The sequence below is a fragment of the Krasilnikovia sp. MM14-A1259 genome, from assembly GCF_047159535.1.
Taxonomy (GTDB): domain Bacteria; phylum Actinomycetota; class Actinomycetes; order Mycobacteriales; family Micromonosporaceae; genus Actinoplanes.
In genome coordinates this window covers 521,040-543,506 of sequence record NZ_BAAGAJ010000002.1, presented here as the reverse complement: position 1 = coordinate 543,506, position 22,467 = coordinate 521,040, and the positions used below count along the sequence as shown (strand labels likewise).

General features: G+C 70.6%; 23 protein-coding genes, 6 tRNA genes and 1 riboswitch. Of the genes, 11 read left to right on the top strand and 18 right to left on the bottom strand.

The annotated features are described in order from the left end of the window. Positions 1 to 38: 38 nt before the first annotated feature. The 4 genes from ACMCNK_RS02325 (at position 39) to ACMCNK_RS02310 (ending at position 4,263) form a co-directional block, all read left to right on the top strand. Positions 39 to 443, top strand: a complete 405-nt coding sequence (locus ACMCNK_RS02325) for a PadR family transcriptional regulator (protein WP_412734707.1) — start codon at positions 39 to 41, stop codon at positions 441 to 443. After that, the gene (locus ACMCNK_RS02320; protein WP_412734706.1) at positions 440 to 1,342 is read left to right on the top strand and encodes a permease prefix domain 1-containing protein; all 903 of its coding nucleotides are present in this window, start codon (positions 440 to 442) and stop codon (positions 1,340 to 1,342) included. The genes ACMCNK_RS02325 and ACMCNK_RS02320 overlap by 4 nt, the downstream gene beginning before the upstream one ends. 132 nt (positions 1,343 to 1,474) lie before the next feature. Beyond that, positions 1,475 to 2,677: a cytochrome P450 gene (locus ACMCNK_RS02315; RefSeq protein WP_412734705.1), complete on the top strand. Its 1,203-nt coding sequence runs from the start codon at positions 1,475 to 1,477 to the stop codon at positions 2,675 to 2,677. A gap of 101 nt (positions 2,678 to 2,778) precedes the next feature. Further along, the gene (locus ACMCNK_RS02310; protein ID WP_412734704.1) at positions 2,779 to 4,263 is read left to right on the top strand and encodes an alkaline phosphatase family protein; all 1,485 of its coding nucleotides are present in this window, start codon (positions 2,779 to 2,781) and stop codon (positions 4,261 to 4,263) included. 11 nt (positions 4,264 to 4,274) lie between these two features. On the opposite strand, the gene ACMCNK_RS02305 is transcribed toward ACMCNK_RS02310, so the two are convergent. Then, entirely contained in the window at positions 4,275 to 5,234 is a 960-nt protein-coding gene (locus tag ACMCNK_RS02305; RefSeq protein WP_412734703.1) for an SDR family oxidoreductase, read from the bottom strand. Between the two features lie 82 nt (positions 5,235 to 5,316). On the opposite strand from ACMCNK_RS02305, the gene ACMCNK_RS02300 reads away from it, so the two are divergent. Then, on the top strand, positions 5,317 to 5,889 hold the full coding sequence (locus ACMCNK_RS02300; protein ID WP_412734702.1) for a TetR family transcriptional regulator: 573 nt from the start codon (positions 5,317 to 5,319) through the stop codon (positions 5,887 to 5,889). Between the two features lie 103 nt (positions 5,890 to 5,992). Here the strand turns inward: ACMCNK_RS02300 and ACMCNK_RS02295 are convergent. The 6 genes from ACMCNK_RS02295 to ACMCNK_RS02270 form a co-directional block, all read right to left on the bottom strand. After that, a tRNA-Asn gene (locus ACMCNK_RS02295) sits at positions 5,993 to 6,066 on the bottom strand. A 40-nt stretch (positions 6,067 to 6,106) separates the two neighbouring features. Continuing rightward, positions 6,107 to 6,179: transfer RNA gene (locus ACMCNK_RS02290), tRNA-Arg, on the bottom strand. Positions 6,180 to 6,184: 5 nt separating this feature from the next. Further along, positions 6,185 to 6,258 (bottom strand) — tRNA-Ile (locus ACMCNK_RS02285). 9 nt (positions 6,259 to 6,267) lie between these two features. Next, positions 6,268 to 6,338: transfer RNA gene (locus tag ACMCNK_RS02280), tRNA-Gln, on the bottom strand. 8 nt (positions 6,339 to 6,346) lie between these two features. Next, positions 6,347 to 6,420 (bottom strand) — tRNA-Gly (locus ACMCNK_RS02275). Between the two features lie 103 nt (positions 6,421 to 6,523). Then, positions 6,524 to 6,597, bottom strand: a tRNA-Trp gene (locus ACMCNK_RS02270). 400 nt (positions 6,598 to 6,997) lie between these two features. Between ACMCNK_RS02270 and ACMCNK_RS02265 the strand changes: the two genes are divergently transcribed. After that, entirely contained in the window at positions 6,998 to 7,639 is a 642-nt protein-coding gene (locus ACMCNK_RS02265) for a CPBP family intramembrane glutamic endopeptidase (RefSeq protein WP_412734701.1), read from the top strand. A 16-nt stretch (positions 7,640 to 7,655) separates the two neighbouring features. Here ACMCNK_RS02265 and ACMCNK_RS02260 read toward each other — a convergent pair whose 3' ends face one another. Next, positions 7,656 to 7,952 (bottom strand): hypothetical protein, encoded by a 297-nt coding sequence (locus tag ACMCNK_RS02260; RefSeq protein WP_412734700.1) that lies wholly within the window; start codon positions 7,950 to 7,952, stop codon positions 7,656 to 7,658. A 145-nt stretch (positions 7,953 to 8,097) separates the two neighbouring features. Between ACMCNK_RS02260 and ACMCNK_RS02255 the strand changes: the two genes are divergently transcribed. From ACMCNK_RS02255 to ACMCNK_RS02240, 4 genes are all read left to right on the top strand, one after another. Then, on the top strand, positions 8,098 to 8,538 hold the full coding sequence (locus ACMCNK_RS02255; RefSeq protein WP_412734699.1) for a VOC family protein: 441 nt from the start codon (positions 8,098 to 8,100) through the stop codon (positions 8,536 to 8,538). Positions 8,539 to 8,615: 77 nt separating this feature from the next. Then, positions 8,616 to 8,726, top strand: a riboswitch (SAM riboswitch). A 214-nt stretch (positions 8,727 to 8,940) separates the two neighbouring features. After that, positions 8,941 to 9,798: an ABC transporter substrate-binding protein gene (locus ACMCNK_RS02250; RefSeq protein ID WP_412734698.1), complete on the top strand. Its 858-nt coding sequence runs from the start codon at positions 8,941 to 8,943 to the stop codon at positions 9,796 to 9,798. Between the two features lie 35 nt (positions 9,799 to 9,833). Then, entirely contained in the window at positions 9,834 to 10,601 is a 768-nt protein-coding gene (locus tag ACMCNK_RS02245) for an amino acid ABC transporter permease (protein ID WP_412734697.1), read from the top strand. Then, positions 10,598 to 11,347 carry an amino acid ABC transporter ATP-binding protein gene (locus tag ACMCNK_RS02240; RefSeq protein WP_412734696.1) on the top strand — a complete coding sequence of 250 codons (750 nt, stop codon included), beginning with the start codon at positions 10,598 to 10,600 and terminating at the stop codon, positions 11,345 to 11,347. The genes ACMCNK_RS02245 and ACMCNK_RS02240 overlap by 4 nt, the downstream gene beginning before the upstream one ends. A 65-nt stretch (positions 11,348 to 11,412) precedes the next feature. On the opposite strand, the gene ACMCNK_RS02235 is transcribed toward ACMCNK_RS02240, so the two are convergent. The 10 genes from ACMCNK_RS02235 to ACMCNK_RS02190 form a co-directional block, all read right to left on the bottom strand. Further along, positions 11,413 to 11,829, bottom strand: a complete 417-nt coding sequence (locus ACMCNK_RS02235; RefSeq protein ID WP_412734695.1) for a hypothetical protein — start codon at positions 11,827 to 11,829, stop codon at positions 11,413 to 11,415. Positions 11,830 to 11,924: 95 nt separating this feature from the next. Further along, a complete protein-coding gene (locus ACMCNK_RS02230; RefSeq protein ID WP_412734694.1) occupies positions 11,925 to 13,133 on the bottom strand; it encodes an NAD(P)/FAD-dependent oxidoreductase in 1,209 nt (402 codons plus the stop codon). Between the two features lie 92 nt (positions 13,134 to 13,225). After that, entirely contained in the window at positions 13,226 to 14,170 is a 945-nt protein-coding gene (locus ACMCNK_RS02225) for an RNA polymerase sigma-70 factor (protein ID WP_412734693.1), read from the bottom strand. 109 nt (positions 14,171 to 14,279) lie between these two features. After that, the gene (locus tag ACMCNK_RS02220; protein ID WP_412734692.1) at positions 14,280 to 14,462 is read right to left on the bottom strand and encodes a hypothetical protein; all 183 of its coding nucleotides are present in this window, start codon (positions 14,460 to 14,462) and stop codon (positions 14,280 to 14,282) included. A 533-nt stretch (positions 14,463 to 14,995) separates the two neighbouring features. Continuing rightward, a complete protein-coding gene (locus ACMCNK_RS02215; RefSeq protein WP_412734691.1) occupies positions 14,996 to 15,940 on the bottom strand; it encodes an endonuclease/exonuclease/phosphatase family protein in 945 nt (314 codons plus the stop codon). A 163-nt stretch (positions 15,941 to 16,103) separates the two neighbouring features. Then, positions 16,104 to 16,886: an SGNH/GDSL hydrolase family protein gene (locus ACMCNK_RS02210; RefSeq protein WP_412734690.1), complete on the bottom strand. Its 783-nt coding sequence runs from the start codon at positions 16,884 to 16,886 to the stop codon at positions 16,104 to 16,106. A 67-nt stretch (positions 16,887 to 16,953) separates the two neighbouring features. Then, positions 16,954 to 17,568 (bottom strand): TMEM175 family protein, encoded by a 615-nt coding sequence (locus ACMCNK_RS02205; protein WP_412734689.1) that lies wholly within the window; start codon positions 17,566 to 17,568, stop codon positions 16,954 to 16,956. Between the two features lie 9 nt (positions 17,569 to 17,577). Beyond that, a complete protein-coding gene (locus tag ACMCNK_RS02200) occupies positions 17,578 to 18,855 on the bottom strand; it encodes an aminotransferase class I/II-fold pyridoxal phosphate-dependent enzyme (RefSeq protein WP_412734688.1) in 1,278 nt (425 codons plus the stop codon). Beyond that, positions 18,855 to 19,649, bottom strand: coding sequence for an SDR family NAD(P)-dependent oxidoreductase (locus ACMCNK_RS02195; RefSeq protein ID WP_412734687.1), 795 nt, complete (start codon positions 19,647 to 19,649; stop codon positions 18,855 to 18,857). The genes ACMCNK_RS02200 and ACMCNK_RS02195 overlap by 1 nt, the downstream gene beginning before the upstream one ends. A 63-nt stretch (positions 19,650 to 19,712) precedes the next feature. After that, entirely contained in the window at positions 19,713 to 20,624 is a 912-nt protein-coding gene (locus tag ACMCNK_RS02190) for a diiron oxygenase (RefSeq protein ID WP_412734686.1), read from the bottom strand. Between the two features lie 241 nt (positions 20,625 to 20,865). Between ACMCNK_RS02190 and ACMCNK_RS02185 the strand changes: the two genes are divergently transcribed. Continuing rightward, entirely contained in the window at positions 20,866 to 22,467 is a 1,602-nt protein-coding gene (locus ACMCNK_RS02185; protein ID WP_412734685.1) for a methyl-accepting chemotaxis protein, read from the top strand.

The following is a 22,467-nucleotide window of genomic DNA, read 5'->3' as shown; positions in this document are numbered from 1 at the left end:
CTTCCAGGTCGAGTACTTTATCTGATACAGTACCGGCCGTGGTTGAGAACAATCGAGGCGACACCGCCGACGTGCTCGGGGCCGACCTGCTACGCGGTCACACCGACACGATCGTCCTGTCGGTACTGCACCGCGACGACAGCTACGGGTTCGAGATCTTCAAACGGATCCGGGACGCCACCGGCGGGCGGCACGAGATCAAGGAAGCAACGCTGTACGCGACGTACCGGCGGCTCACGAAGGACGGCCTCATCGAGGCCTACTGGGGCGACGAGAGCCAAGGCGGCCGGCGCAAGTACTACCGCATCACCGACGCCGGCCGCGCGGTGTACCGCCGCAACGTGGCGGCGTGGGCACTCACCCGCGACCTCATCGACTCCCTGCTCGACCTGGACCGGCCCGCCGGTCTCGCCGACGCGGCAACCGGAAGGCGGTCATCGTGACAACTCTCCCCACCGACACCACGGGCGGCTCCGACATGGACGTCCACCGGCTGCTCGACCAGGCGTTCGCGGGCGTCGAGATGACCCCCGAACACCAGGACCTGAAGGAGGAGGTGCGGGCCAACCTGGTCGCCCGCGTCGCCGAGCTCCAGGAAGGTGGCCTGCCCGGGGGCCGGGCCGCGCACCTGGCCGTCGAGGAGCTCGGCGACGTCCGGGCGATCGTCGACGGCGCCGAACCCGCCGGCCGCACCGCGGCGCACACGCCGTGGGGGCAACGGGTCCGGCCACAGCCCGGCTTCGTCCTGCGCACGGTGGCGCTGTCCGTGCTCGGCGTGGCGGGGCTGGCGGTGCTGGCGCTCGCGGCCACGATCGTCGCCGTACCCATCGGCGGGGAAATCGCCGCGGCGTTCGTCGTCGCGGTGGCCGCGGGCGCGCTCACCGCCGACGCGCTGCGCCAGGAGACGACCGGCAACCATCCGATGCCCGCGGGCCGCGCCGCCGCGTACGGAACGGGTGTGCTGCTGGCGACGGCCGGGCTGGGCGGCGGGTGGCTCTACCTGCGCGGCGCCGGCCTTGGCTGGCTGATCGGCGGCGCGGCGCTGATGGCGGTGGCCGTCGGGCTGTTGAGCCACCTGGGCGCCACGCAGACCAACCGGCACAAGGAATGGGTGGTGCGGATGCACGAGTCGCACGCCGCCGTCGGCGACCGGTTCACCGAGGACCCGTCGGCCGCCGCACGCTTCGGCATCTACACCGTCGTCAACTGGCTGCTCGCCATCGCGGGGTTCGTGGTGCTGACGCTGACCGTCGGGTGGGCCTGGTCGTGGCTCGCGATCGTCGGCGGCCTGGTGGTCATGATGCTCATGGTCGCCCGCATGCTGTTCATTCCGAGGGCCTGAGAATTTGTCTCGACATGGTGGACATGACCGTCCTCATTGGAGATAGCGTTGTTCGTCAACAGGTGACCGCTTCGACCTGGGGGAGCCGTGCGCCCGGCCGGGTGCACGGCGTTCCCGTGAGGGGTGAGTTCCATGCCCGTGACGGACAAGGCACCGAGCCTGGCGGATCTGCTGGCCTGGCTGGAGCAGCTGCGCGATTCCGGACAGGTCGTCCACGACGACAAGCAGCAGTGCTGGCATGTACTGGGCCATCCGGAGGTGAGGGAGGTGCTGGCCGAGCCCGGCACCTTCTCCTCGGACCTGAGCAATCTGATGCCGCCGCAGGAGGACTTCGCGGTGTTCGCCCAAGGCAACTTCGTCCGGATGGATCCGCCCCGGCACCGCAAGCTGCGCGGCCTGGTCAGCCAGGCGTTCACGCCGAGGGTGGTGGCCGCGTTGGAGCCCAGGATCGCCGAGGTCACCACCGGGCTGCTCGACGCGACGGACGGCGCCACCCGAGTGGACCTCATCGAGCAGCTTGCGTACCCGTTGCCGGTGATCGTGATTGCGGAGCTGCTCGGGATCCCGACGTCCGACCGGCCGGTGTTCCGCCGGTGGGCGGACGCGCTGTTCGACCGCGCCGACGTCGATCCGGAGCAGTCGCTGCAGGATGCCCGGTCGCAGGCCATGGCGACCGCCGGCCCCGTCATGCGTGACATGAACACCTACCTGCTGGGGCACATCCGCGCGCGGCGGCACCACCTGGGCACCGACCTGACGAGCGAGCTGATCCAGGCCGAGGTCGACGGGGAACGTCTGGACGACGGGGAGATCATCGGCTTCGTCGGCCTGCTTCTGATCGCGGGGCACATCACCACGACCGCGACGCTCGGCAACGCCATACTGTCCTTCGATGAGTGCCCCGACGCGGCCGCCGCGGTGCGGGCCGATCCGGGTCTGCTGCCCGGCGCGATCGAGGAGGTGCTGCGGTACCGGACGCCGTTCCCGCGGCTGGTCCGGCTGACGACCCGCGACGTCCGGGTCGGCGACGTGGAGATTCCCGCGGGCGCGGTGGTGCAGCCGTGGCTCGCGGCGGCCAACCGCGACGCGCGGGTGTTCGCCCGCCCGGACCGGTTCGACATTCACCGCGCCCGGAATCCGCATCTCGCCTTCGGCCAGGGCATCCACTTCTGCATCGGGGCGCCGCTGGCCCGGCTCGAGGCCCGGGTCGCGCTGAGCATCATGCTCCAGCGCTACCGGGACATCACGGTCGCGCCGGACGAGCCGGTCGAGGTACGCAACCCCTGGCTGATGGTGAGCGTGAACCGGCTGCCGGTGGACCTGCGCGCGAGGTGAGCCACCGCGCTCAACCTGTCACAACCCGCCATCTGACGGATCGCCGGCGTTCACATTCATTGACTTCGATGTACCCCAGGACCCCATCCCGGAGGTGAGTGATGCCACCCATCGGACGCCGCGGCCTCGCGCTGGCCCTGCTGGCCGGCGCAGCCCTGGCCGCGCCCGCCGCACCGGCAGCGGGCGCCGCGCCGGTCAAGAAGCTGCTCGTCGTGGGCATGGACGGGCTCAACTGGGACAGTGTCGCCGCGGCGAACGCCCCTAACCTGCACGACCTGGCGGCACAGGGCCTGCTGGGCCGCAGCCTCGTGCAGTGCCCGTCGGTGGCCGACTCGTCCAGCGGGCCCGGCTGGTCCACCATCGCCACCGGGGTGTGGCCGGATCGGCACGGCGTGCGGAACAACACGTTCGTCGGCAAGCAGTACGGCACGTACCCCGACTTCCTGACCCGGCTGGAACGGGCCGACCCGGCGTACGCCACCTATTCGGCGGTCGACTGGGCTCCCCTGCACAACCAGGGGACGTTCTCGTCCGCCATCGACACCCGGGTGACCTTCGACGGCGACGCGAACGGCTACCCGGCCGAGGACGAACGGACCACCGCGGACGCGGCCGCCCGGCTGGCCGCCGGCGGCCCGGACGCTTCGTTCGTCTACCTCGGCAACACCGACGTGGTGGCCCACGCCTCCGGGACCGGCGCGGCGTACCAGGCCGCCATCGAGAAGCAGGATCAGCAGCTGGGACGGATGCTCACCGCGGTGCGCTCCCGGCCCACCTACGGCCAGGAGGACTGGCTGATCATGGTGACCACCGATCACGGTCACCGGGTCCCGCAGGGCGGCCACGGCGGCTGCGGCATCGACGAGCGCGGGACCTTCGTCCTGGCGGCCGGTTCCGGGATCAGCGCCGGGTCGCGTCCGATCGACGTACGCCAGGTGGACGTCGCCGCGTCCGCGCTGGCGCATTTCGGCGTGGCCACCACTCTGGACGGCAAGAGCGTCCGGGTACGCTCCACCGACCCGTTCGACGGCCTCACCCTGCGTACGCGGGTGGACGAGACCGGCATCCCGGCGACGCTGGCGGGCTGGACGCCGACGGCGCCGGCGGGCTGGTCGGTGATCCGCAGCGCCATGCCCGCCGGCGGGGTCACCGAGTGGCGCGGCTGGTCGTTCACTACGGACGAATTCTGGAGCCGTGCACAGAGCGGTCAGGAGCGCGAGAACGCCCTGCGTACCCGGGGCGTGTTCGCCGTCGCCGACAGCGACGAGTTCGCCGACAAGTCGGGCGGCACCAGCTTCGACTCCACTCTCGTCTCCCCGGCGTACCCGGTGACCGCGGGCAGCACGGTCCGGGTGAACTACGTGACGCACTACCGGCAGGAAGGCAGCCAGAAGGGCGACGTCCTCGTCTCGTTCGACGGCGGCCCGGATCAGCTGGTGAAGCGGTACGTCGCGGACAGCCGCGCCACGGTCGAGTCGCTGCCGGTGACGGTCCCCGCTGCCGCCGCCACGATGACCGTGAAGTTCCGCTACTACGACGCCAGCAACAACTGGTACTGGGTCGTCGACGACCTGCGGGTCGGCTGACGGGCCGGCCGCTAGTCGGCCACACCGGTTCGGAAGTAGTGGCCCGCGCCCAGGTCCGCGATGAGTCCGGCGCGGGCCGGGCGCCAGTCCAGCAGCTGCCGCGTCAGCGCGGATGACGTCGGGTTGTCCAGCTGCACGAACGCCGCCAGAAACCCGAAGTACCCGGCGGCGTGCTCGGGGCTGATGCTGCGCACGGGCACGTCGAGGTGCCGGCCGATCGTCGCGGCGATGTCCGCGAACGCGACGCCTTCGTCATCGACCGCGTGCAGGCGGGTACCCGCGGGGGCGTTCTCGAGCGCGAGCCGGTAGAGGCGAGCCGCGTCGAGCGTGTGCACGGCCGGCCAGCGGTTGGCTCCGTCGCCCACGTACGCGGCGTACCCGTGGGTGCGGGCCATGGCGATGACGGCCGGGATGAATCCGTGGTGGTCGAGCGAGCTGTGCACCGTGGGCGTCAGGCGGACGACGGAGGACCGTACGCCGCGCTCAGCGAGGTCGATCACGTAGTTCTCCGCGTCGATGCGGTAGCCGCCCGCGATCACGTCGCGCTCCGTGCCCGCGCGGCCGAGATCGCCCAGGCGGGCCAGCATCGCCGTGCCCGACGTGCCGACGAACGGCTTGCCCGAGCCCTCCAGCGCGCCCGCGATCGCCGTGATCGCGGACAGGTCGGCGTCGGCCGCGCCGGAAAGATCCCCGGACTGCATGAGGTCGTGCCGGAATGCCAGGTGAATGACGCCGTCGGCGGCGCTCGCCTCCTCGTGCAGGCCGTCGACGTCGCTCAGGTCTCCGCGCCGGACCTGGCCGCCGAGCTTCTCGATCGCGGCGGCGGCCGCGTCCGAGCGGGCCAGGCCGACGACCTGGTGCCCGGCGGTGAGCAGTTCCGGCAGCACCGCCGAGCCGAGGTGCCCCGAGGCACCGGTGACGAACACCCGCATGGTGATCCCCTCCAGAAGGACGATGTCATCTTGTGACATCACCTTACCCTCGTGATGTCACCGTGCGACATAGGCGAACGGCGGATGATGTCGCCCTGTGACATCGGCTAGGATCACGCGCATGGCACGGTGGCGACCCGGAGCTCGTGGCCGCCTCGAGGCGGCGGCGTTCGACCTGTTCGCCGAGCGCGGCTTCGACCAGACGACCGTCCTCGACATCGCCACACGCGCCGACCTGGACAAGCGCACCTTCTACCGGCTGTTCGGCGACAAGCGCGAGGTCCTGTTCAGCGGTGGAAAGGACCTGGAGGACCTCCTGGTGCGCGCCGTCGCGGACCATCCGGATGCCGCCGATGATCCGCTCGGTGCCGTTGTCGCCGCTCTCGACCGGGCGGCCCGCGAGATGTTCGCCGACCGGCTGGAGTTCGCCCGCCGACGTCAGACGATCATCGAGGGCAGCCCCGAGCTCGTGGAACGCGAGCTGCTGAAGATGGCCTCGCTGACCGGCGCGCTCACCGACGCCCTCGGCGCCAGGGGCGTGAGCCGGACGCTGGCGGCCCTGGCCGCCGGGTCCGGAGTCACCGTGTTCCGGGTCGCGTTCGCCCGGTGGGTCACACCGGACAACCAGGCGTCCTTGGCCGACCTGATCGCCGCGACCGCGCACGACCTACGCGCCGTCGCCACACACGACTGAAGGTCGCGCCCCGCGTGAGAGCGGAAGTTCCCCAGCGGATGGCAGACGAGGTGGTGCCCGCGGAGGGGTTCGAACCCCGAGCCTCCGGTGTGACGCAGCAACGCTCCGACGAAAGGATTCGAACCTTCACCTGTACGCATTAACAGTGCGCTGCCCTGCCAATTGGGCGACGCCGGAATGGGTCCGGGCGCGGCTCGGTGCGCCGCGTCCCGGCCTGTGCCCTGAGCAGGATTCGAACCTGCGACCCCCTGATTCGTAGTCAGGTGCGCTGTCCACTGCGCCACCAGGGCTTGAGTCCCGCCGGCAGGAGTCGAACCTGCTGTCTCCTCGATATCAGCGAGGCGCCTCTACCACGCAGGCCGCGGCGGGAAGGCTGAGCTGGGAGCCCAGGATTCGAACCTGGACGAGCTGCTTCAGAGGCAACCATGCTGCCGTTACATCAGCTCCCATCGGTGTGAGCGGTACCGGGGACTCGAACCCCGTCTACGCCTGCTTGGAAGGCAGGTGCCTTACCTGTTGGGCGAGTACCGCGAACGCGCCGAAGCGCGAGTAAGTCATACGAGACCGGAGTCCCGTCATGCCATCCACTGTGGAATTCTCAAATTTCGTCACCGCCGGCATGGCCGGGGAATCGCACGGGCGGCAGGAATCGAACCCGCAACACACGGTGTTGGAAGCCGCTGCTCTACCTGGTTGAGCTACACCCATAGGAAGAATGAAAAGAAAGCCGCCCGGTCCCGACTGGGAGGGCGGCGCGGCGGACACTGCGGCTCAGCGTCGCTTACGCCCTGATCCCAGGCGAGATTGAATGCTTGCGTACGGATCGGCAGCCCGCCAGTGTGCGGGCACGGCATTCACGTCGCGCAGCACGGAGTGCTGCTGATCAATCGAGGGGTGCCACGACATCGGAGGCTCCTTTCCGTTTCCCGGCGTTGGTCTTGCTCGGTGATGAAGACAGTAGGGGGATCACGCGGCGGCGGCAATCGCATTTCCGATCTGCGTTCGAATCCAGACGTGCGCGGCGTACTCGTCGTCACCGTCGCCGGCTCGACCGCGGGGTAGTCTCCCCCGACGGCAGCGTGTCCGTCAGCCGGAGCAGAGGAGCACCGTGACCACCTTGACGCGCGGCCGGATCGCCGTGTTCTTCGCCGGGTTCATCGCGCTGTGGGTGATGGCGTGGCTCGTGGCCCAGGCGGCCGGGTGGACCGGTGCCACGGCGTACTGGGCGGCCGCCAAGGTGGCGGTCTGGATGGTGTATCCGGCCGCGTTCTGGAGGGCGCCGCTGCGGGAGCAGCTGGCATTCATCGGCCTGCGCCGACGCGACCTTCGGCGTGGCCTGCTGTGGGGTGCCGGCGCAGCCGCGGTCTGGGTGGGACTGGCGATCGCGGTCGCGCCGTTGCGCGGACAGCACCTCGCCCCCGTGCCACCGGCGGCGGACTTCCTGTACGCGGTCCTGCTCACGCCCGTGTGCGAGGAATGGCTCTACCGCGGTTACCTGCTGCCGACCATCACCGGCACCGGCGTCCTGTTCTGGCGGGCCAATCTGGTGACCTCGGTGCTGTTCGTCGCGGTCCACCTCGTCGGCTGGGCGTTCCAGGGCACGCTGCCGGCGAACGCCCTGTCGGTCTACCCGGTGTCGATCCTCGTGCTCAGCCTGGTGCTCGGCTACCTGCGCCACCGGACCGGATCGTTGCTGGCCCCGATCCTGCTGCATGTGGGCAACAACGCGGTGAACCTCTGGTGGCGGTGACCGGCCCGAACGCCGGTCAGGCCGGGACGGACCGTTTGACCTCGAGGTTGTGGAAACGGGGCCCGCTCGAACACAGCGCCGCCATCTTCTCGGCGAACTCACTGGTCTCGGGCAGTGCGCTGTTGGCCATGGCGTCCTCGTACGAGGCGAACTCCACGATGGTCAGGAAGCGTTTCGGGTTGTCCCGATCCTGGGTGACCGTGAGCCGGAAGCCCTCCGGTGCGTCCCCCAGCCCGGCCATCCGGGAATCCCCGAGAGCGAACATCTCATCCGGCCGGTCGGTCTCGTACTCGATGATCTGAACAAAGCTCATCCAAGCCTCCCGGGCCTCAGAATGGGATGCCTGAAGCTATCAGTCCATCCTGGTCCCTCGACAGCACACGACACCTGATGAACCCGATCGAATGACGGCGCCGCCACGGGACCGAGCAGCACCGCGTCTGCCTATGCTTTGGGCCATGACCATTCAGCGGATGGACAATGTCGGCATCGTCGTCGACGACCTCGACGCCGCCGTCGCGTTCTTCACCGAGCTCGGCATGGAGCTGGAAGGCACGGCACAGATCGAAGGCGGCTTTGCGGACCGCACCGTCGGACTCGACGGCGTCCGCAGCGACATCGCGATGATGCGTACGCCGGATGGCCACGGCAAGCTGGAACTGGCGAAGTACCACTCCCCCGCGGTGCTCGGTACGGGGTTGCCGGGGCCGCCGCCCAACACGCTGGGTCTGCATCGTGTCATGTTCGCCGTCGACGACATCGACGACACCGTCGCCCGTCTCCGCACCCACGGCGCCGAACTGCTCGGCGAGGTGGCGCAGTACGAAAGCATCTTCCGCCTCTGTTACCTCCGTGGCCCCGCGGGCATCATCGTCGCCCTGGCCGAGCAGATCGGCTGACGCGATCGTCCGTTTCGCGTGAGGGTGGTCATATCTGCTGGACGCTTGCGCGCCCCCGGCTGCTAGCGTCGGTGCCAGGTCATGAGCGCCAGCGTGAAGCCCCGGCTTGCTGGCCGGCAACCCTCCTCCGCGGTGGGGTGCCCCGGGTGAGGACCGGGCACGGAGCACGTTCCGTGCAAGCGTGGCCTGGCCCCCAGGTCATCACCGACCCAGGAGAGCCATGTCTTCTCACCGTTGTGCCGCGAGCGTGCGGGTGCTGACCCGCCGCCGCCACGTCGACATGATGCGAATCTGCAGCGCCGCGTGTCGCTCCGGCGCCACGCGATAACGGCACCCGTTTCGCCGCGCATCGTCCGTCGGACGCGCGCGCCACCGAACCACCCCTCATCTCAGGAGACCCCTGTGCGATTTCTGCCTGCCCTCACCCGGGCCGCCGCCCTCGGCGCCGTCGCGATCCTCGGCGCCACCCTGCTCACCGCCTGCGGCGACGACGCGTCGTCCGGCTCGGCCGCCAACCCGTACGGTCTGTTGCAGCCCGGTGTGCTGCGGGCCGGCACCCTCACCGACGCCCCGCCGAACGTCTATCTCAAGGACGGGAAGTTCACCGGCTTCGACAACGACCTGCTCGCCGCGGTCGCCGGAAAGATCGGCCTGAAGGTCGAATTCGTCGGCACCGACTTCTCCGCGCTGCTGTCGCAGGTGAACAACCACAAGTTCGATGTGGGCAGTTCCTCGATCACCGTGACCGAGGCGCGCAAGAAGACGGTGGACTTCGGCAACGGCTACGACTTCGGCTACTTCGGACTCGACGTGCCTTCGGACTCCCCGATCACCGGCTTCGACGGGCTTTCCGGCAAGCGGGTCGTGGTGGTGCAGGGCACAGTCCAGGACGACTACGCCACGGGCAAGGGCCTGAACCCGGTACGGGTGCCCGACTACAACGGCGCCGTCAACCAGCTCAAGGCCGGCACCGCCGACGCCTGGATCGCCCCCGCCGAGATCGGCGAGAAGTCGGCCGCGGACAGCGGATCCAAGATCAAGGTGGCGGCCAAGCAGCTCAGCCCCGCACCGACCGCGTACGCGGTGGCGAAGGGCAACGACGCGCTGCGCGCGGCGTTGAACACCGGGCTGGACCAGGTCATCGCGGACGGCGCGTGGAACCGGTTGCAGGCGCAGTACTACCCCGGCCGCCCGATCCCTGCCGGCTTCACGCCCGGCAGCGGCACGGCACCGCGCGCGTCCGCATCAGCGGCGTCCTGACCGGTGCCGGAGCAGAGGGGGGGCGGTGACCGCCGATGGAATCGGTGAACACGCTGTGGGAGACGTTCTTCGACTGGCCGTCGATGCGGGCCGCGCTGCCCGAGATGGTGACCGTCGGGCTGCGCAACACGCTGATCCTGGCGGTCAGCGCCGCCCTGCTCGGCTCGGTGCTGGGTCTGCTGCTGGCGGTCGCCGGGATCTCGCGGACCCGCTGGCTGCGCTGGCCCGCACGCCTCTACACCGACGTGTTCCGGGGGCTGCCGGCCGCGGCGACGATCCTGCTGATCGGCGTCGGGCTGGCACCGCTGGGCATGCGGATCTGGGGGCCTGACCCGTACCCGCTGGGCATCCTGGCGCTGTCGTTGATCGCGGCGGCGTACATCGGTGAGATCTTCCGGTCCGGCATCCAGTCCGTGGAGGCCGCCCAGCTCGAAGGGGCCCGCGCGCTGGGCTTCTCCTGGGCCGAGTCGATGCGGCTGGTGATCGTCCCGCAGGGGGTCCGCCGCGTGCTGCCGGCGTGGGTGAACCAGCTGATCGCCCTGATCAAGGACTCCAGCCTGGTCTACTTCCTCGGCCTGGTGGCCAGCCAGCGGGAACTGTTCCGGATCGGGCAGGACCACGCGGCCACCACCGGCAACGAGTCCGCGCTGCTGCTGGCGGGCCTGTTCTATCTCGTGCTGACCGTGCCGCTGACGCACGCCGTCAACTGGATCGACCGGCGGCTGCGGCACGGCCGGCCGGCATCCGTGCCCGCCGACCAGGACGACGATTCGGTGCTGTCCGGTGTGGGCGGTGCGCGGTGACCAACCTCGGCGGCGCGACGGGCTCCGTCAGCCTGAGCCTGCGCGACATCCATCTGGCGTTCGGGCCGCACCGGGTCCTGCGGGGCGTGCGTCTCGACGTGGCCTGCGGACAGACCGCGTGTGTCATCGGGCCGTCCGGCTCGGGAAAGTCGACGCTGCTGCGTACGATCAACCGGCTCATCGAACCGGACCGCGGTGACGTGCTGCTCGACGGGCGCAGCGTGCTCCACGACGACCCGGACCACCTGCGCCGGCGCATCGGCATGGTGTTCCAGCAGTTCAACCTGTTCCCGCACATGAGCGTGCAACGCAACATCACGCTCGCGCTGCGCCGTATCCAGGGGCTCTCCGAGGACGAGGCGGCGGCGGTCGCCCGTACGCAGCTTGAGCTCGTCGGGCTCGCGGCCAAGGCGGACGCCCGGCCGGCGCATCTGTCCGGCGGGCAGCAGCAGCGCGTCGCGATCGCCCGCGCGCTGGCGTTGCAGCCGCAGGTGATGCTGTTCGACGAGGCCACCTCCGCGCTCGACCCCGAGCTGGTCAAAGGCGTGCTGGGTCTGATGGCCGAACTGGCGGCCGAAGGAATGACCATGGTCGTGGTCACCCACGAGATGGGGTTCGCCCGCCGGGTCGCGGACACCGTGGCATTCATGGACCGCGGGGTGGTGCGGGAAGCCGGTGCACCCGCCGCGATGTTCGAAAACCCCACGGATGACCGGCTGCGCAGGTTCCTGTCCCAGGTGCTGTGATCAGGAACCGTCGCCCGCCCGCCCGGCCACGGTCACCGCCGCGCAGTCGTGCCGCCTCCGCGGACTCACTGGATCGTGATCGGTACGAGCGCCAGCTCGTCGAGGTTCGCACCGTCACGCCACACCAGGTCGACGAACCAGATGTTGCCGGGCTGGCTCGGAGTCACCGCGGGGGCGATGAAGTCGAGCCGCCCGGCTTTCGGGTCGATCGACGCCTGGAGATACAGCGACGGCGCGTGCCCCATGCCGGTCGAATGACCCATCCACAACTCGATGGATCGGACCTGGTCGGCGTATGCGGTGTCGAAGCACCAGGACACGTGCACCGTGTCGCCCGGCCGGACGACCGACGGGGAGATCTGCGTGTGGGTGAGAACGATGTCTTGCAGCGGCGGTGTGGCGGCGAGCGCCCGGCCCGGGGCGATGAACCCCAGCAGCGTCACGGCGCACAGCACGGCGAAAGCCTTCCGGACGCGAGTCACGGCAAGTCCCCCATTGTCGACGCGATGGGCGCGGCGGTTGCGCGCCTCTGACATCCATCCTGTCGGGTGTGGATGGACTGCGGGCGAACGCCGTTTTACAAGGTTTGTTGCGAGACACCTGCGGTCGCCGCGGCGTCTCGCGAGCCTCCGGAGAGCACCCGCCGGCGGCGGGCCGGCAGCCCGAGCGTCGGGTGGGCGACTCCCCAGGCAGCACCCTTGCAGACAAGCTCCTTGTAGAGGGCGGCGAGCCGCCCGGTCAGCACGGTCGGCACGGCGCGGTCGTCGGCGCTGACGTACTGGATCAGCCCGTTGCTGCGTCCCAGTGAGATGCACTGGTTGACGTAGCGGATGGGGGTGTGGGGAATCTTCGCGCCGGTCAGGCGCGCCGCGATCGCGTCGGCCGCCTGCCATGCCGTCGGAACTCCGGACGCGCAGGACATGCGCAGCGGCTTGTTCCCCGGGCCCATCGCCATGGCCGCGTCGCCGACGGCGTACACGTCCGGGTGGGAGACCGAGCGCATGGTCCGGTCGACCACGATCTGGCCGGTGCCGTTGAGCTCCAGCGTGGTCTCCTGCGCGATCGGGTGGACCTGGAAGCCGGTGGTCCACACCGTGACCGCGGCCGGGATGGCCGCGCCGTCGGCGGTGACGACACGGCCGGCTTCGACGGCCGTGACGGCGGCCTGTTCGCGTACGGTGATCCGGAGCTTGCCGAAGACCGTCCGCAGGTGTCCGCGGCCCTTGGGCGACAGCCAGTCGCCGAGCTCGCCGCGGGCGATGAGGGTGACATCGAGATCGGGACGCGTCTCGGCGATCTCGCTCGCGGCTTCCAATCCGGTGAGACCGGCACCGACGACGGCGACGGTCTGCCCGGCGTCGAGGCGGGCCAGGCGCTCGCGTAGCCGCAGCGCGCCGGGCCGCCCGGCGATCTCGAACGCGTGCGCGGCGGCGCCCGGGACGCCGTGGGTGTGCCAGTGGCTGCCGAGGGCGTACACGAGCGTGTCGTAGCCGAGTTCGTCGGTGCCGTTCGCACCGGCGACCGCGACGGTTTTGCGGTCGACGTCGACGCCGGTGACCGTCGCGCACCTCAGTTCCACGCCGGTGCCCGCGAACATCTCGCTGAACGGACGGGGCCGCAGGTTCCGGCCGGTCGCCAGCTCGTGCATGCGGACCCGTTCGACGAAGTCGGGCTCGGCGTTGACCAGGGTGATGGTCACGTCGTCACGGCGCAGCCGCTTGGCGAGGCGGCCGGCCGCGACGGCTCCGGCGTATCCGGCTCCGAGAACGATGATGCGATGCGGCATGTCGTTGCTCCTGTCTCACGCGGGTGTGCCCCTTGAACCGGGCAGCCGACCGTTTCCTGACAGGGACGTGCGGTGAAGCACGTCACCGACGGTCAGAACGCCCGCAACAGGGGCTCGCCGGGATCGGCGACGGCCCAGTGCGCGGTCGCGCGGACGAGTTTGTCGGGGTTGACCTGGCTGCGGACCGCCGCGATGCCGTCCGCCGTGAGCTCCAGGCAGATGACGCCGACGACCCGCCCGTCGACGACGGCCACGACGGCCGGGTCGCCGTTCGCGGTCCAGGCGTACAACTCGGGTGTGCCGCCGGCCAGGGCGCGCTTGGCCTCGCCGGGTTTGAACAGGCCCCGCAGGAACTTCGCGACCGCGACGGCGCCCTGGAATGCCTTGGCGCGGGCGGGCACCTTCCCGCCGCCGTCGCCGATCGAGACGGCGTCGTCGGTGAGCAGGCGCACGAGCGGTTCGGTCCGGCCGCTGGCGGCCGCCGCCAGGAATTCCTCGACGATCCGCCGGGCCGCGGACTCGTCGATCGCGGTGCGGGCCTTGCCGTCCGACACATGCTGCTTGGCGCGGTGGAAGATCTGCTGGCTGGCCGCTTCGGTGATGTCGAGGATCTCGGCGATCTCCCGGTGCGGGTAGGCGAACGCCTCCCGCAGCACGTACACCGCGCGCTCGGTGGTGGAGAGCCGCTCCATCAGCGTGAGGACCGCGTACGACACCGATTCGCGCTGCTCGGCGGTCTCGGCGGGCCCGAGCATCGGGTCGCCGGCGAGCAACGGTTCGGGCAGCCACTGGCCCACGTAGATCTCGCGGCGCGCCCGCGCGGAGGCGAGCTGGTTGAGGCACAGGTTGGTGAGGACCTTGGCCAGCCAGGCTTCGGGAACCTCGATGCGGTCGACGTCGGTGGCGTGCCAGCGCAGGAATGTCTCCTGTACGACGTCCTCGGCTTCGGCGGCCGAACCGAGCAGTCGGTAGGCGATGGCCTCCAGGCGCGGCCTGGCGGCCTCGAACCGGTCGACGTCGTTCCCGGCCAGCGGCATGGTCCGATACTAGTCAGGACCGGCCCTCCGCCGATCGGCCTTCACCGCACAACGGTCGTATCAATCGTCGCCGCGGAGCAGTTTGCTCAGTCGTCGCGGAGCAGTTTGCTCAGTCGTCGCCGCGGAGCAGTTTGCGGACGCCGACGAGCATCCGGAACACGTCCAGGCGGCCGTCGAGGAACCCCCGGCGATAGTCGACCCCGGTCGCCGGATCCGCCGCCTTGGCCGCGTCCCGTTGCCCTTCGAGAGCGTCGGTGCGGCCGGCGCTGTACGCCAGCAGCGCCTCGTCCATAACCACTCCTCATCGCCGGTCCGCGCGACAATGTCGCACTCCGCGCACACCCGTGGCAGTGGCTGTCCATCCGACCGCACCCCCACCGATCCGTCAGCCGATACACGGTGGGTGAGCGCTCGGGAGGTCTGAGTGACAGTCGACGCGGGAATTGGCCCGTGATGCCGGACAGGCCAGGCTTCGGGTGATATCGCTGGTTTTCCCGGTAACGCACCGCCTCGGATCCGGCAGGACCTGTGCGGTTGCCGGATCCGAGGCGGGCGCCGGACGGGCCGCGGGGGTGGCAGCCCGTCCGGCGTCCTGGGTCAGGGCAGCGGCGGGCCGACCCGGTTGAGCCAGATGCCGTCGTCCATGCCGACGACCACGGCGCGGACCCAACGGCGGCCGGCACCACCACGCGCCTCATGAACCATCAGACCGTCTCTCCTTGTGATCACTCCCGCACACCCGGTGCGGATACGTCGACGCTAATCGATGTCTGACCACTGTGGAGGGACAAAATCACCATCGCGGACCTTGCTGATCCGTACGTTTCAGAGGTTCGCGAACGTCGCCAGGACGGGTGCGTGGTCGGAGGCCGGGGCGTCGTGGCGAGCCGCCGGGTCGCCGGGGTCGATCGATGCCAGCGGCGTGCCGATGATCGCGTGCGCGGTGACCGCGGTGAGCGGGGACACGACGGCGTGGGACACGAGAATGTGGTCGATGAGTTCCTTGCGGCCGCTGTTGATCCGGGAGTAGTCCTGCCCCGGGGGCATCAGCGGGGCGAGGTTCCACATCCGCTGCTGGTCGCCGCGGTCGGGCTGGTCGAAACCGCGGGTGCCGATCTCGGAGCCGGGCGGGCCGAGCAGCAGTTGAGTGGTGGCCGCCTGCGGTGTGTCGTTGAGGTCCCCGGTCAGGACCACCGGATGCTCGCCCGGCCCGTTCAACGCGCCCGTCAGGGCGACGCGCAGGGAGGCGGCCTCCGCGGCCCGGCGGGTGATGGCGTACGCGGCGTAGCGGGCACGTTCGTCCTCGTCGCGGGGGTTGAACCGGCCACCGGGGAACGTCAGCAACTTCGACTTGAGATGGGTGGTGATCAGCCGCACCGGCACCCCGGTGTCGGCCGTGACGGAGATCGCGACCGCCCCTCGGCCCATGTGCCCCAGCGTGGCGCCCTGATCGTCGGCCTGCACCGGCCGCAGCAACGGCGGGAAAGCGGTGATCTCGACGGGGTCGCTGATCGGGCGGGTGCTCAGCCAGGCCACCCGGATCCCCCGGTCGTCGGGGTGGGTGGAGACCTGGGCGTGCCAGGTGCCGTGCAAAAGGGCCGTCAGGTCGTCGAGCGCGGCCGGGTCACCGATCTCCTGGACGGCCACCACGTCCGGCGCCTGACCGTTGATCATCGCTGCCAGTCCGTCGAGCTTCGCCTCGTACGCGGCCGCGGTGCTCGGCCCGCCGGGTTGACCGGCACGGAACAGGTTCTCCACGTTCCATGTCATCACCTTGAACATGAGCACCCCCGACGACCGCTCGGAACCGGAGGCGGACGCCCTCCGCGCCGCTCAGCCGGATACGCCTCCAGTATCGGCGGCACACCCCGGAACACGCTCTGTCACATGGGCGACACGCTTCGGCGTTCCGTACGGGTGACCGGCGCGGACATCAGTGCGCGGATCGGCCGGACAGTGCGGTCTCGATGACGTCCGCGGTGGCGGCGGCGATCTGCTCGTGGCCGGCCGCGTTCGGATGGTCGCCGTCGTCGGAGAGGTAGTGCGTCTCGTCGTAGGCGTAGTCGGGCCCCTTGAACGCCGCCCGCAGGTCGACATAGGCGGAGCCGGTCGCGGTCGCCACCGACCTGATGGCCGCGTTGATCGCGTCGGTCAAGGCCTGAGCCGTCGCGACGTAGGCATCGCCCTGCGCGGCCGCGTAGGTGCCGCCGAGCCAGACGCTCCAGTAGTCCAGCAGCACGACCAGCACCGGCGCACCACCGGTCAGCTCGTGCACCCGGGCGACGATCCTCGTGAGGTTCTCCTCGACCTGCGGGATCTCGGCGGTGTAGCAGGACAGGTCGGTGCCGCAGTTTTCCGTGTACGCCACGTCGTTCGCGCCGACCTCGATCTCCACGGCGTCCGCGTCGCCGACGTGCCGGCCCGCGGCGCCGTCGGCGTCGAGCTGGTGCAGCACGTCGCTGCTGGTGTAGCCGCCGACGGCGTCGTTCGTGGCGGTCACCCGGTAGCCGGACGTGCCGCTGACGGATTCGGCCGTGAGTGGCGGGTACGGGGTGCAGTCGCAGTTCGTGCCGCGCGGCACGGAGTCGCCCAGCGCGACGATCCCGTGGTGCCCGGCCTGGGTCGCGGTCGATGCCGGGCCGCCGGTCGCCCGGCCGCAGCCCGCCACCATCGCGAGCAGAACCGTGACCGCCAACGCCACGCCACCGCGCATCATCGCCCCAGCGTGGCGGGGCGCCGCGGGCCGGGCATCACCCGCGCTGGGTGAAGCTGCCCGCGGGCGCTCACTCCGGCGTTCCGTACTGGCGTGCCAGCCGGTCGATGCGACGGTCAGGGACTATCCACAGGATCGACACGGTGACGTAGCACGCCAGGGCGATCGCCACTCCGACGTGCCCGTTCGGGTCGATCAGCAGGGCGCTCAGGATGCCGGTCACGTACAGCAGCGGGGAGATCTTGCCCTTGAGGTCGACGCCGATGGCCTGCCGCAGCGGCGACTCCGGCCCCTCCTGCCGGATGATGATCCGCTGCAGGACGAAGTACGCAATGGCCGCGCAGAGCAGGTTGAGGCCGTAGATGATCACCGGGGTGCGCGCGAACGTCGACTGGTCGAGCCACGCGGTCGTGAACGGGAACAACGACAGGCAGAACAGCAGGCCCAGGTTCCCCCACATCACGCCGCCGCTGACCTGGCGGACAAGCTGGAACGTGTGGTGGTGGTTGTTCCAGTAGATGCCCACGTACACGAAGCTGAGCAGATAGGTGAGCAAGCCGACGCCCGCGGAGTGGAGGAGGTCGGCCAGCTCGTGCTGCGTCGGCACCTTCAACTCCAGCACCATGATCGTGATAATGATGGCCAGCACGCCATCGCTGAATGCCTCAAGTCGACTGGTCTTCACGATCAGAACCTAGAGCGCCGGCCTCGAATCCGGTGGATGGCCCGGGATGCGTGTCGCGACCCGCGGCCCGGGCAGCACGCGCCGCAGCCGGGCCACTGCCTCGGCAACCGTCGCCGGGTCGGTGGTGTGGCACAGCCGGAACCAGCCGGGCTCCGGACTGTGGAAGACCGCGCCGGGCAACAGGTTGATCCGGCCCGAGGTGAACAGACGCTGCCACAGCCGGTGCTCCGCGTCCGGGGTGGCCTCCTCCAACCAGCCCCGCAGGTCGGTCCAGATCGAGAAACCCGCGTCGGCCGGCCGGAACGGCACACCCGCGCCGGTCAGGTGCGCGGCCGCCGCAGCGTACGAGGCGGCGAGCCGTTCCCGGCCGACGGTCAGGAACTGTTCCACCCAGTCGTCGGCGGCCAGCAGCTCCGTCACCAGCCACTGGGTGTCGGTGGACACCGGCGCGAAGTACGCGAGTTCCCGGGCCGCCGCCCGCGCCTCCGGCTGCCGGGTGTGCAGCACACCGACCTTGAGCCCGGGCAGGCCGAGGTCCTTGGCGAACCCCCACACCGCGTGCACGCGGTGCGGGTCCAGCAGGCCCGACGCGGCGTCGCGGGCGCTGACGAAGGCGGGACCGGTGAACGCGCAGTGTGCGTACACCTCGTCGGCGACCAGGTCGAGGTCGAGTGCCGCGCAGGCCGAGGCGTACGCGCGCAGCTCGGTGTCGCGATACACCAGCCCGAGCGGATTGTGCGGGGAGGTGAGCACCAACGCGCGTACGGTGGCGCCGCCGGCGCGCGCCCGCCGGACCGTGTCGACGACCGCCGCCGCATCCGGCAGCGGCGCCCCGCCGAGCGGCGGCACCGGCAACAACCGCGCGCCGGAACGGCCGGTGAGGTCCGTGTCCAGCGCTCCGTAGTACGGCACCGGCACGGCCAGCGACTCGCCCGGATCGCACAGCACCGACGCGATGACGTCCAGGGCCGCCGTCGCCCCGCTGACCACGATCAGGTCCTCGGGGTCGACCGCGGCGCCGCTGCGGCCCAGGAACCGGGCCACCTGTGAGCGCAGCGCCGCGGTGCCGTGCAGCGGCGCGTACCGGATGTGGGCGGCGCCCACGGCGCGCGCGGCCCGCAGCCGGGGCGCCAGCAGATCCCACACCAGGCGGTTCTCGGCCGTGCCGACGTTGACGTATCCGTCCGGGTTGGACACCGGATCGTACGGGTCGGCCTCGGCGGTGAAGTGGGCGGAGGCGATCACCGGCGACCCGGCCACCAGCCGCGCGGCCTGCCGCGACACCATCAGTGCCCGGCCGGGCCGGGCTGGAACATCCCCGGCGCCAACCCGAGTCCCAGCGAGGCGTCCAGGACCGCGCCGTGCAGGATGGCGGCCGGTTCCGTACACAGCCAGGCGACGAGGGCCGCGACTTCATCGGGTTGAATGAGCCGCCGCTTGGGCAGCGCGGCCAGCAACGCCGCCCGCGCGGCGCCGTCCAGCCGGCCCAGCACGCTCGCCTCGAGCATCGGCGTCTCGACCGCGCCCGGGCAGATGGCGAACACGTCCACCGGGGTGTGTGCCAACTCCACCGCGAGCTGGCGGCTCAGGTGCACCAGCGCCGCCTTGCTCATGCCGTCGGCCGGATCGAAGGTCGGGAAGGACGCCACTCCACCGCCGACGCTGGCCACGTTGACGATCTTCCCGTAGCCGCGTTCCAGCATGCCCGGCACCAGTTGCTGGATGAGCCACAGCGGCCCCACGCTGTTGATCTGGAGCATCGCCGCCGACCGTCGATGCGCCGCCCCGGGCTCGTAGTCGATCACCGTGGCCGAGCCCACCGCGGCGTTGTTGACCAGGACGTCCACCGGGCCCGGCAGGTTCCGCAGCAACCGCTGATGGCTGTCCCAGTCACCCTGGCCGAACGCGAACGCGCTCACCTCGATGCCGTCCGCGGCGAGCTCGTCGACCAGATCCCGGGCCCGGTCCGCGCCGCGCAGGTACGTGAACCAGACGGTGTCCCCGCCGCGGGCGAAGCGGTCGACGATGCGCCGGCCGATCCCGCTGGAACCACCGGTGATCAGAACGCCCCTGCCGCTCATGACCGGCCCGCCCGTCTCCCCCCGAGGTCGCCGAGAACGCATCGACCGCGCCGTACCGCCGGACTACTCGCCGACCAGGCCCTTGACGGCGAACGCCTCCCAGGCGCCCGGTTCGTCCAGAACACCGGTCGAGCGACACAACCGCACCGTGGCCGATGCGGTCTGCCGCATCTGCGGCACGCCGCCATAGCAGTCGTCGACCACGACATCGGCCTCGGCGCCGCTGAGCCCAGCCAGGACCAGCGACCGCCGGACCGGTCCGCCGTCCCAGCGCAGGCAGTCCTCGATCAGCTCGGGCAGGGCGACGGCGGCCCGGGCCCGCGTCGGCGCATCGAGATGGGTCCACAGATGCCGGAAGAACCCCGCGAAATAGCGATGGTGGCGTCCCTCGTCGCGCGCGTGGTCGCGGGCCAGGTCACGGACGGTCGTCATCACGGTCGGGTCGGCGGGCAGCTCGTTGAGCACCGCGGTGATCAGCGTCTCGAACACCACGACCTGCAGCAGCTGAGCGAGCACCGCGGCACCGGGCAACAGGCGGGCCGCGGTCGCGTCGAGCCGGTCGGCGAATCCGCCGAAGTCCCAGTCGGGCACGGTGATCCCGGTGGCCGCCTCGACCTGCCGCGCCAGGTCCAGGCTGTACAGCGAGTGGTACCCCTCGTCGCAGTACACCTTGAACGCGTCCATCCGTAGCTGCGCGTCGACCGGCACACCGATCCGGTCGTTCGCGATCCGTTCGGCGCCGCGGTTGACGACCCGGGTCTCCAGGTGAGTGGTGGCGATCAGGAACTGGTAGAGGTGCCGGACGGTCAGCGTCTCGCACTGCCCCGGGGCCCGCTCCCGCACCAGGTCGTGCTCCAGGTACGGCACGAGCGACGCCGGGAAGAACACCTTCGCGTGGTCGCGTTCGTCGGCGAAGGTGCGGCGTATCCCGGCTCGCACACCGGCGGCGTCGTACCAGTCGGCGAACGGGTCCATCGCATCGCCCCCCTCGTCGACAACGACACAGAGTCGATGCTAGGCGGCAACCGGGCAAGGTCACCACCGCTCCTGTGACGTCCGCGATGCCGTCCCGAACCGGATGACAACCGAAAAAGCCTGACCTTTACCTCGCGGTCCGCCGATCTGTGCATCCGGGGACGCCCGAGGCGGCGTTCCCATCGATCTTCCGACGCGTCACGTCCGGCGTCGTGGTGAGAACAGGGATGGGGAGGTTGTCGTGCCGATCACGGCCGCGACGCGACAGTGGGTTGCCGACCGCAGTGTGCGCGCAAAAGTAGGAACGGCCGTGGCGGTGATCGCCTCGGTCGCGGCCGGGGTCGGCGTGCTGTCCGTGCTGAGCATCGGGGATGTCAACGGCCGGGTGGAGGCGATGCACGCGCGTACCGTGCCGCAGCTGGAGGCCGTCAGCGACATCCGGGGCGCCCAGGCGCAGATCAACGACGGCGCCGTCAAGTCGTTCGTCGCCGCGAGCGACCGCACCCAGGCCGCGGCCGCCCAGCAGCAGGTGACCGCCGGTGAGACCGCGATGAACGCGGCGATCGCCCGGCTGCAGGCTTCAGCGGGTGACGAGGCTGACCGAAACAGATCCGCCAAGCTCGCCGCCGACTGGAAGAGCTTCGACGCCGGGATGCGGGTGTCCCTGCTGGGCCAGTCCGCGTCCGGGGGCACGCCGGTGTCCAGCGCGGAGCTGGGCGCGCTGGCCAAGAGCATCAACGACCTCACCACCCAGATGGCCGCGGACGCGCACGAGCAGGCCCGGTCGGCGGCGGCCGAGGTGAGCGCGGCCTACCACCGTGCGGTGGCCGTGATCGTCGGGCTGCTCGTGATCGGGCTGGTGTGCGGGCTGCTCGTCGCCGAGGCGGTCACCCGCGCAATCAAGCACCGGGTGGGCGCGGTCGGGCGGATCGTACGGGCGATGGCCGACGGTGACCTGACCCAGACCGTGCCGGTGACCTCCCGCGACGAGCTCGGAGTGATGTCCGGCGACGTCAACCGGGCCCTCGGCGAGGTGCGCAAGACCGTGGCGACCATGGCCGCCGGCGCCGACACGCTGGCCGCCGGTTCGGCGCAGCTGTCGGCCAGCAGCGATCAAGTCGTCGCGAACGCCGAGCAGGCCAGCGGCCTGGCACTGGGTGCCGCCGCCACCGCCGAACAGCTCTCGGCCAACGTCACCACCGCGGCGAGCGCCTCCGTGGAGATGAGCGCGTCGATCGGGGAGATCGCCCGCAACGCCGGTGACGTCGCGGCCATCGCCTCCCGGGCGGTCGAGGTCGCCGCCGACACCAACAACGTCATCACCCGGCTGGGCGACTCGTCCGCCGAGATCGGCAACGTCGTCAAGGTGATCACCTCCATCGCCGAGCAGACGAACCTGCTCGCCCTGAATGCCACCATCGAGGCCGCCCGCGCCGGCGACGCCGGCAAGGGATTCGCCGTGGTCGCCGGGGAGGTCAAGGACCTCGCGCAGGAGACGGCCCGGGCCACCGACGACATCGCCCGGCGGATCGCCGCGATCCAGACCGACACCCAGGGCGCCGTCGCCGCGATCGCCGAGATCGGCGCCATCATCGCGAAGATCAACGACTATCAAGGGTCGATCTCCACCGCGGTCGACGAACAGACCGCGACCACCGGCGAGATGAACCGGAACATGACCGAGGCCGCCACGGGCAGCACCGATATCGCCGGCACCATCGCGGACGCGGCCCGCGCCGCCGAGGACGCCACCGTCGGCATCGCCGACACCCGGCAGGCCGCGGCCAACCTGGCCACCATCTCCGCCGAATTCCGGCAGCTGGTCAGCCGGTTCCGCTACTAG